Source organism: Polaribacter porphyrae (assembly GCF_002954685.1).
GTDB classification, from domain to species: Bacteria; Bacteroidota; Bacteroidia; order Flavobacteriales; family Flavobacteriaceae; genus Polaribacter; species Polaribacter porphyrae.
On sequence record NZ_MSCN01000001.1, the window covers coordinates 2,542,785 to 2,552,936 of the forward strand.

The 10,152-nt window shown below is 28.8% G+C and carries 8 protein-coding genes; all 8 read right to left on the minus strand.

Translation table 11 applies throughout. The annotated features are described in order from the left end of the window. Window positions 1-337: 337 nt before the first annotated feature. Window positions 338-712: a cupin domain-containing protein gene (locus BTO18_RS11330; RefSeq protein ID WP_105016328.1), complete on the minus strand. Its 375-nt coding sequence runs from the start codon at window positions 710-712 to the stop codon at window positions 338-340. Between the two features lie 10 nt (window positions 713-722). Continuing rightward, window positions 723-2,969, minus strand: coding sequence for an alginate lyase family protein (locus BTO18_RS11335; protein ID WP_105016329.1), 2,247 nt, complete (start codon window positions 2,967-2,969; stop codon window positions 723-725). A 66-nt stretch (window positions 2,970-3,035) separates the two neighbouring features. Further along, the gene (locus BTO18_RS11340) at window positions 3,036-4,253 is read right to left on the minus strand and encodes a T9SS type A sorting domain-containing protein (protein WP_146106920.1); all 1,218 of its coding nucleotides are present in this window, start codon (window positions 4,251-4,253) and stop codon (window positions 3,036-3,038) included. A 212-nt stretch (window positions 4,254-4,465) separates the two neighbouring features. Further along, a complete protein-coding gene (locus BTO18_RS11345) occupies window positions 4,466-5,497 on the minus strand; it encodes a polysaccharide lyase family 7 protein (protein WP_105016331.1) in 1,032 nt (343 codons plus the stop codon). A 46-nt stretch (window positions 5,498-5,543) separates the two neighbouring features. Further along, window positions 5,544-6,545: a sugar kinase gene (locus tag BTO18_RS11350; protein WP_105016332.1), complete on the minus strand. Its 1,002-nt coding sequence runs from the start codon at window positions 6,543-6,545 to the stop codon at window positions 5,544-5,546. Window positions 6,546-6,580: 35 nt separating this feature from the next. After that, window positions 6,581-7,009, minus strand: coding sequence for a hypothetical protein (locus BTO18_RS11355; RefSeq protein ID WP_105016333.1), 429 nt, complete (start codon window positions 7,007-7,009; stop codon window positions 6,581-6,583). 15 nt (window positions 7,010-7,024) lie between these two features. Further along, window positions 7,025-9,334 carry a chondroitinase-B domain-containing protein gene (locus tag BTO18_RS11360; RefSeq protein ID WP_105017563.1) on the minus strand — a complete coding sequence of 770 codons (2,310 nt, stop codon included), beginning with the start codon at window positions 9,332-9,334 and terminating at the stop codon, window positions 7,025-7,027. A 626-nt stretch (window positions 9,335-9,960) separates the two neighbouring features. After that, on the minus strand, window positions 9,961-10,152 hold a 192-nt coding region (locus BTO18_RS17870; RefSeq protein ID WP_211295601.1), incomplete at its 5' end, for a hypothetical protein.

Below are 10,152 nucleotides of genomic sequence, written 5' to 3' on the forward strand. Positions count from 1 at the left end.
AATTGAATGCTAATTAAAAATAGAATTTTGTATTTTTGATTTACTTAATGCTTAATTAATATTATGTGTTAATTTATACTTCCTTCAGACGAAGTATTTTCAAAAGGATAGGCGTGCACCTATCCTTTTTTTGTTAAATTAATTCAAATTATTTGCATATAATATTTTATTTTTTTGATTGATTAAATATTGGTTTACCAGATTGGTTTACCAAATATAAATCTTTTTTTTATTTAAACAAATAATTCTTAAAAAAAAGTTAATAAAATGATGAAAATTTAAAAATAATGCTCTGATATGATAATTTAATAAATAGATTGAGTTTTAGGTTAGATAACTATTTTTTATCTCCAAAATAAGATGGTCCGTTTCCTGTTAAGAAATCTTCTCTTACTGGACTAAATGTGTCAATTAATTGACCTTCTTCTAAACAAATTGCGCTGTGCAATAAATTAGGCTCAATATATACACCATCTCCTGCTTCTACAATTTGCTTAACTCCGTCAATTTCAAACTCAAACTTACCAGAAACAACATAAGTTGCTTGGGTGTGAAAGTGTTGATGTGGTGAGCCTAATGCACCTTTATCAAACTTAACGCTTACCATCATAATTTGATTATCATATCCTAAAAACTTTCTTGATACTCCTCCACCAAGAACTTCCCATTCTATATCTTTTGCAATAATGTACTTTTCGCTAACTCGTTTCATATTTTTTTAATTATTTATAATAGTAAGCTCCTGTCCAAGAATAGTGCTTACCATTAATTGTTATTGTATGTTTTGCTTCTTTTGAAGCCTTTTTATTTGAAGTTATAAATAAGGTCGTATTTCCTTTTATGCTAGTAATTGAAATCGCTGTATATTCTTGTGAATCTAATTCTACTTTTAACTCTCTTATACTACTTTTAGAGTTAAAAGCTGATTCAGTAACTGGGCTATAACTTCCATGAGATTCTAGTGCAGATATGAAGGTTGTGTTCTTGCTATCTTTTCTTCTTAAAATTAATGCTGGATCTCTTCGTAAATTAAACTCTGGATCATTTGCACCAATTCTTGTAAAAATTAAATCATCAATTTTATTCGTCAAAGATGTTAATGTGTAAAATTTATTATTGTTAAACCAAGAAAACTTACTATTACCAGCTATAGCTTTTCCTGAAGCCTCTATAAATAAATGTTGATAACCATTCTTTTTTCCTAAAGGTTTGAGAATTTCAGAAGTTTTATATTCAAAATTCGTATCTAATACTTGTCCAAAAAAGTAAAATGGAAAATCATATTGATTGAATGTGTTTGATTCAACCCTCATAATATCTAACACAAAAGGCTTTTCAAAATCTTTATCTTTTATAAGAGCCATAGTTCTGAGTAAATCAGTTCCTTTATAAGTGTTGGCTACTTTAGAACTTACTACTTGCACATTTTCATCCTCTGAAGAAAAATAATGCAAGTCAGGATGATTTTGACTACCTATTTCATATTTACCTTGGTAATGAGAAGTTTCATTTTGAGTAACAGTATTATGAGCTATGGTTTGTTTTGCCCAAGTTTTGTTTTCTTTTAGGTAATTTCCACCACCTTTTTGTTCGATATTTACAAAACGAGCCAAACCATAATCTTGTATTAGCTCTTCACCATTTTCATATAATGAAAAAGATAATTTATCATAATGTCCATGGCTTGAACCTTGTGATGCATATTTAAAAACCAATTCAATATCTTCATTTCTTAAAATACCTACTCCTCCTTGTTTTCCATTTGGTCCATCAGAAAGGTTTATAGATTTCTTTTGGAAAGGTTGTGTTTTACCTTCTTTAATACCTAATGCTACTGCTAAACCAGAATCATCTAATAATACTCTGTTTTGTTTTTTTGCAATACTTAATAAACCAGAATCTGCATTTCCATATTTATAAGAAATATCTACTGCAGTAACTAAAGAGCCTGTGTAATAAGACATTCCTTTTTGACCATCATTTAATGGAAAAAAATCGCCATCTGCATCTGATAAATTTAAGAGTGCATTAATAGATTTTAGAAGTACCCCATCTTTGTATTCAAATATTTTTAATTCTGGTTTTACATTATGAAGTGCTTCGCCAAAAATTAAGAAAGGGTACATTGCATATCTTTGATAATATGGCCCTTCATTGTAATATCCATCAGGTGAAAAAGGCTCTTCAATATTTGCTAAAAAACCAGCTTTACCATCTTTATTGATAAAGCCACCATCATCATCTTTTGCAGTTTTATCCATTTCTTTCCCTTCAATTCCATAGAGAGCACGTTTTATTAAGTCTTCATCATCCATAACCAAACCAATCATACCTACAGCTGCATTACCCCATGTACTATGGTTATGCACCCTTTGATAAAATTGAGGACTATCTATAGAAATATGATCTGCAAATGGTCTAAATAAATTGGTTTCTAATTTGTTTCGCTCTTCTTCTGTTAAGTAGTTATAAATGCAATCATAAGCTTGACTTACATATACTAACCAATTGGAATCATTTAAACATTGCCAGAATAATTTACCTCTTGCATAAGATCTCGTTTTTGGGTGAAGAGGTAATGTTTTATACATTTCCTCATATTTCATCAACATATTTTTAACATACTTGGCATATTTTTCATCATCTAAAATCTGATATAAAACGCCTGCTTTTTGTAAAATGAACCAATTTTGTTTGTGCCTTGAATGTGTATAACCCCCAGAATAATCTTTTGGTATTGGAATATCTATTCCTAAATCAATTTCTGCATCTACTTCTTCTTTTACTTTTTGTAGTGAGTTATCAAAAATGGGAATAGTTCCTAATTTTGATCTAATATCTTGAACACCTCTAGCTGTAAGTATTAATTTTGGATGTTGATTATTATCATTAATATTGGTAATTTCTTTTTTTTGATTACAAGAAATTATGATTAATAATACCAGTAAAAGTATTTGAATTTTTATCATTAGAACAATTTAAAAAAATAAGAACCCATAAAATTATGAGTTCTTATTTAAATTCTGTCTGAATTCTTATTTAATTATTAATTTTTTAGAAGCTGTTAATGTTCCACTTGTTAATTTCATTAAGTAAACACCAGATGATAGATTAGATACGTCTAAAATATTATTTTTTAATGCTGATGTACTTAATACTCTTTTACCAATTAAATTGTAAACATTGATAGTATTAATTTCTAATGTTGAAGAAATATTTACTTGCAGTGTTGCTGGGTTTGGATAGATACCTACTTTAGATGCGAAAACATTATCTACAGATAGCGCTGCTGCTTCCGGATTTAATTGACCGTAAACATCTTTAATACCTTCCCAACCTAAAAATTCATCTGGATACACTTTTGCACTAGATGTACTGAACACCCAATTTGGCACGCTAGAATTACTACCATTTGCAGAAATAACCCAATCATTCATAGTATAACCTGTCTTGTTACCTTGTCTTAAAATATAGTTTGCATCAGATGTAGTTGCATAATCTACTATGGTTGCACTAGTGGTAATTTTGTGTTTTGCAGAAAATGAAGCGTGATCTTGTACGTAAACTATTTGTGCATATAAAAACTCACCATTTTCATTAGCATCTACATCATCATCATCTCCATAACCAACAGAATCATAGAGCATCCAAGATGTATGATCTCCAGATGCATTTATATTTCCATCTGCATCAGAAGAATCACTAGTACCATCTATTCTAACTCCTTTGGGATTTGAACTTGCAGTAACCAACATATAGGTTGCAGTTGCATCAATAAGATTACCATCATAACCAATATCTGGAGTTTTTGTAGCCACAGCAGAAGAACTAGAACTAGTTACATCTGTTCCTGTCAATGCTATTTCGATAACAGTAGCGTCAGAAGAAATAACACTCTTATATGGACTTGCAGTAAAAGAATTGTCATCAGTATCTGTGTAATTGGTGATAATTGCTAAAATTCCGTTAGCTCCAAACGTTCTTGTCCCATCTCCTAAAAGTATAGCTTCGCTAACTTTACCTCTACTAGAGCTATTTCCATCACCCTCAATAGTAATAAAGTATAAATCAGAAGGAATTACTGCATTAGCAGTTCCTCTAATTTCTATATATTCATTTGTTAAATCTGATCCTGAAGGGCTTGCGATTAATTTGTTTATGTAAATACCAGAAGCTGTTGGAATGTTATCAAACATTTGTGAATAGCCTACAAATGTTATTAATAAAGTAATAAAAAGTAATGTTTTTTTCATAAAGATTGTTTTAAAAATTAATTGGTCAACCAAATTGGTTTACCAAATTTACAAATTAAATTGAATTATCAAAATTTATTTGTAAAAACAATTTTTAAATATTTAATTTAATTAGAAATTATAATTATTTTGGAAAATGAATTTTGTTGAACCATTAACTTCTTGTTTTGAAAAAGAATTTATGTTTCAGTATAGGTATTTGGATAATAAAGCTAATTAGGAGCTATACTTTTGCCTACTGTAGCTTTTTTAAACCATACTTCTGCATAACTTCCATTTGCATATTGTTTTGCAATATTTCCACCATAAACTTCTGATTTGGTACTTTTAGCATTGGCTTGGTTGTAAGCTCCTTGTTTAAAGTAGTTTAATTCACCTGCATAAGCTATTTTACGCTCTACACCACCTCCTTTTTCTCTATTGGCATATACTTTTTTAACTTGATTTGGAACATCTGCTCTTTTTGTAAATTCAGATTGTATCAAACTCTTGGTGAATTTTATTGTTTTATGATTTTTACTTGTAAAAGTTAAATACATTATTCCTTTGTAAACATTTACTTCGTAAGTGAACTCTACTCCTAGTTCAATTCCGTCTTTGGGCTCTTCTGGAAAACCTGTTGGACTAGAACCTACTACTGAAAAATCATGACCCCAAACTGCAGTAGAATAATCAAACCTGCCAATATTATCTCCTTCTGTATTGATTTCATAATTCCAGAAAACAGAACCTTTTTTATGATTTGGAAACTTCTTATAATAAATTTTTAAGGGTTCATTTTCATGACCTTCATCACTATGAATTTGACCAATTACAACAGAAAATGATGACGCAGCATTTGCATGACCTGTTGTAGAAACGTGCATCACTTTTAAGGTTCCTGTTAATCTTCCACCTTCTTCAGGAATCCAGTGCTTCTTTTCTCCTAATTCTGTTCTTGTATTACTAGATGTTCTTGATGTGATTCCAGAATTTGGTGTTTTATAGACAACCCAATTTGTTTTTCCATCATTTTCTACATAAAAGAAATTATCTTTTTTAAAGTTTATTAAATTCTCTGTACGTGTTCCATCACCCAAAAGAATTTTCCATTTATCCATAAAAGGTAGTACATCACTTGGATATTTTACAGTTTTTGAATCTTTATTTTTATCACTAGTTTTTGTTTTGCAACTACTTATCACAAAAAATAAACTTAAGAAAATAGCAAGATAAATATTTGGTTTTTTGGTTTTTAAAATCATATTTTCTAATATTAAAAAGTGTAATTTTTGTTTCTTTTGAATTAAATTACCTTACAATAGCACCACTAGTGTTTCCTTGCATTAAACTGATTACATTTTCTAATGATACAGTATTTACATCTCCAGGAACAGTATGCTTTAAAGCACAAGCTGAAGCAGCAAAATCAATCGCTTTTTCATCATCAAAATGTAACAACCCGTAAATTAAACCTGCAGCAAAAGCATCACCTGTACCAACTCTATCTATAATATGCGTGATATTTAACATATCAGTTTTTATGTATTTTTTACCATTCCAAATTTTACCCTGAATTTGATGATGAGAGGCACTTAAAGTTCTTCTCGTTTTTTTAACTACTTTCTTAATGTGAGGATTTGCAGCAATTAATTGTTTTGATAAAGATTTAAAACTATCCTCATCATTCCCAATGCCAAACATTTCACGAATTCCTCTACTACTGGTAATTACAACATCAGAATATTCTGTTAAACTTGGAATTACTTCTTGCATTGGTCTTCCATATTTCCACATATTGCTTCTTGAGTTAATGTCTCCAGAAACAGTAATGCCTAATTTATTTGCAGTTTTTATAGCTTCTAAGCAACATTGTGCAGCACCTTCTGAAATTGCAGGTGTAATACCTGTCCAATGAAACCAATCTGCGTCTCTTAACACCTCTTCCCAATTAATCATAGAAGGTTTAATCTGTGAAAAAGCAGATCCTTCTCTTTCGTAAATTACTTCACTAGATCTATGCACAGCTCCTTTTTCTAGAAAGTATTTTCCCATCATTTGATCGCCATAAATAACATGCTCTGTACTCAACCAATGTTTACGTAAAAATTGGGTTGCAGCTTTACCTAATGCGTTGTCTGGAAACCTAGTAACGTGAGCAGCTTTCATGCCCAAATACGCACAAGATATTGCTGCATTTGCCTCTCCTCCTCCATAAACCAATTCGAAAGAAGAAGCTTGTGAAAATTTTTCATATCCAGGAGGCGATAAACGCATCATTACCTCACCAAATGTTATTAATTTTTTTGGCATAATAAATATCTCGTTTTTTCTTAGAATCTTATAAGTTAGTTTCTAATATATTTAACATTAACAACTTTATCTGATATTACTTCTTCATCTAAAATAATTCTGATTTTAATTTTCCCTTCTGGTATTATTACTTCTCTAAATTTTCTTGAATTCCACGTATTATGTGTTCTTTTTTTAGGTTTAAATTTATATTTACTACTCTGTACTAAATAGTTGTCATCCATATCTAAAATATCAATAGATGTAACATATTTATTTTTATTTAGATTAAACCACTTCACATAAAAAAACACTTTATCTTCTTCTTTTACTTTAATTTCTTTTAAGTTATCTACAGGTTTTTTATTTTCACCCATATCAGAAGTAATAATCAATCTGGCTTTTATTGTGTTTTTTTCTTTATTTTGTCCAACACATATTGCAGAAAAAAAGATTGTAAAAAATAAAAATTTATTTATTATCATTAGCAGTTTTTTTAATTAGTACATTAAGGTTTGCTTCAGGTTTTCCTCGGTTTTTAATATTCCAGAATTTATTAATGTGTTGTTAGATTCGATATTATTTTTTGCACCCCAAAGAATTGATACAAATTTGACTTTGTTATTTTTAAAGATATTATTGTTGATGTTTACATTGTGAATTCCATTATGATTAAAAAGTCTTTTATTTTTTTCTGATGCACCAGAATTTGTAAACGTTGAATTGGTTACTAATAAATTTCCCCCTATTGTAGATTCATCATAACCACCTCTGTAATAATCAATCACATTTTGTTTTACGTTAGTAAATATACAACCATCTATAGTTAAATATTCTGTGTTGTAATCTCCTCTGTCATTGGTTTCTTCTGATAATTCTAAACCATTTTCACAATTTGTAATTGAAGAACCTTTAAAAATAATTTCTTCTGAAAATGCTTGTTTGTAAACTCTTAATACATAATTAAAATTACTGATTTCACAATAATTAACTTTTAAGCCAAAATGATTTGACATGTTCTTTTTTAATGTTGCAAAAAGATAGTTTGTATTGTTTCCTTTTAAAATTACTTTTTCAATTTTTAACTTTCCATAAGGCTGTAATGAGAAAAGTGGAGTTTCTTTTTCTCCATTATAAATTATATGAGCTTTTCCATCTCCAGAGCTTGTAATAGTAATAGACTTTTTAATAACTAATGGCTTATTAATTTCAAATAAACCAAATCCTAAATCTATAATATCTCCATTTTCAGCTTCATCTATTTTTGCCTGTAAATTATCATTTATACCAACAGAAATAGTTTTTGGTTCTTTAGCTTCAAACACATTAGAATACCAATCTGCACCATATTTAGATTTGTCTAATACGTTTAGCTTGATATTTTGTGATGTTGCTAATGCACCAATTTGATTCGATTTTCCTCTTGAATTTCCTAATAAATCTTCAGTAATATTCTCAAAATCGAAACCATTATAAGGTGCTACATCACTAAAACCTGAAACAGGTACTGAAATATCAGAACAAATATCAGTTAAAGTTAAATCTTTTGAAATTAACCAATCTTTTTCTTTAAAATCAACTCCATTATTATCAATTATATTGCTATTAAATGTTACTCCATCTGCTTTATCATGTTCAATAATTGGGTTTTCATCACCTTTAGAATTATAAATTACATTATTTACAACTTCTGTTCTTAAGGCTCTTGCTGAACGAATTTCTGACTTTGGTAATACGTCTTTTTGTGCTAAATTTTGTCCTACTCCAAATTGAAAAGGTGAGTCTGAATCTACAAACGTATTGTAAGCCACAACTACATCTGTAACTTGGTTGTATCTATTTAATGGCGATTTTGGAATTCCGTTCATAATTGCAATCGGGCTTCTAAAATTCTTACCTTTTATTTTGTAAAACAGGTTATTTGTAACCCAATGGCCCGTATTTATAATTCTGATTCCTCCATAATTTTCGTTTTTACCATCACCAATAAAATAATTACCATCTATAGATACATAATTACCATGTCTTGTAACTACTGAACCTTCACTTTTGTAAAAAACGTTGTTTTTAATAATGTTAAAATTGGTTTTGCTTGAGATAATTTCAACTTCTCCATTACATTCTTCAAATAGATTATTTGCAATTAATGTATTACTTGGTGACATTGATGTAAAGCTACTTCCTAACTGAATGGTTTCACCTCTTGCGCCACCTTTTCTTGGTCTTGGTCCAAAATGATTATTAATGATTTTATGGTAATTTCTGATACTTTGATTCCCTTTTAAATCTACTCTTAAAGTTGGTCCTCCATTTGTTTTTCCTGCTAAATAACAATTACTAAATTCGTTGTGCTTACCATATAATTGCACCCAAAGATTATCTTGATCACGTTCTAAATTATTGAAATCTAAAATTACACAATTGGTAACTTTTGAATGATTTGCAACTTGTTTTTCACTTGTTCTAAAAGCGATTACATTCTTTTTAGGAGAATGTCCGTTTCTAAAAAATAAACCAGAAACGTTTAAATAATTTCCACTCATTTCTAAACTAGAAACTCCTTCTATAAATACTTTCCCAGCAGTTTCTGCTTTTAGTGAAATTGGATTTTCTTTTGTTCCTTCTCCTGTAAATTTAATTTCTACATCTGTCCAAACTCCATTTTTTAACACAATAATATCGCCAGCAACTGTATTTTTTAATGCTTTTTGTAGCGATTCATTGTTAGTTACTAAAATTTCATTTGAATTATTTATTTTACATGAAATTAGTACTAGTAATATGCAGAATAGGATTGAAGTATTTCTCATAAAAATTGGTTTACCAATTTGGTTTACCAAATATAGGAATTATATTTTCAAAACCAAGAAATTTATTTTTAACAATTATTTCAATTTAAAGATAAACATTTATTACCATTATTTTATATCTAATGTGAAGATTTACTAGTGCTCCCACTCATGCGCTACTATCAGACCAATTTTGTTTGACTATCAGAGAGTTAGTGTATTTTAGAACCCTTTTACACATCGAATCATTCAGTTTTTGAGTTTGTTTTTCAAATTTTTGAAAAGCTCTAAATTTTGAAAACAATTTTAGTTTTACTTAAAATTCACTTTTATTTGTGAGATAAAAAAGTATAATTCTTGTCATTCTTCAGTAAAATTTGTTATGCTTTAGGAATTCAAAATCATTTATTGCTTGATAATTTTACATTAACAATAAAACCATCAACTGCTCATTATTGGAAAAATGATAATCCACATAAATGTTAAGGAAGTGAATTCTCATCAAGTATCAATAGCAATATTGATGATTTGCAAATTATCTATGATCAAAAAGTAGAACAACTCAAAAAAATGTTTGTTACTTTTTGTAAAGTTTACATTACTATTCTAAATTTTATTGGAGAAAAAGAATTTAAAAATACTAAAAACTATACTGATAAGTATTTAAAATTAGAGACTTCGTTTCCACACAGAATAGGTAAATTATTACTTGCAAATAGCAGAAAAAAAATTGTCCCAAAATTAGTTAAACCCAACAGAAAATAACAATCGTATTTTATGTTATTTATTGGTACTAAACCATAAAGTGTGTAAGTAAAGTTATTCTGTAATTTTTCTAA

Coding starts and splice junctions, on each gene's coding strand:
- BTO18_RS11340 (WP_146106920.1), bottom strand. CDS start 4,253: ATGAAAAAAACATTACTTTTTATTACTTTATTAATAACATTTGTAGGC.
- BTO18_RS11345 (WP_105016331.1), bottom strand. CDS start 5,497: ATGATTTTAAAAACCAAAAAACCAAATATTTATCTTGCTATTTTCTTA.
- BTO18_RS11335 (WP_105016329.1), bottom strand. CDS start 2,969: ATGATAAAAATTCAAATACTTTTACTGGTATTATTAATCATAATTTCT.
- BTO18_RS11360 (WP_105017563.1), bottom strand. CDS start 9,334: ATGAGAAATACTTCAATCCTATTCTGCATATTACTAGTACTAATTTCA.
- BTO18_RS11350 (WP_105016332.1), bottom strand. CDS start 6,545: ATGCCAAAAAAATTAATAACATTTGGTGAGGTAATGATGCGTTTATCG.
- BTO18_RS11330 (WP_105016328.1), bottom strand. CDS start 712: ATGAAACGAGTTAGCGAAAAGTACATTATTGCAAAAGATATAGAATGG.
- BTO18_RS11355 (WP_105016333.1), bottom strand. CDS start 7,009: ATGATAATAAATAAATTTTTATTTTTTACAATCTTTTTTTCTGCAATA.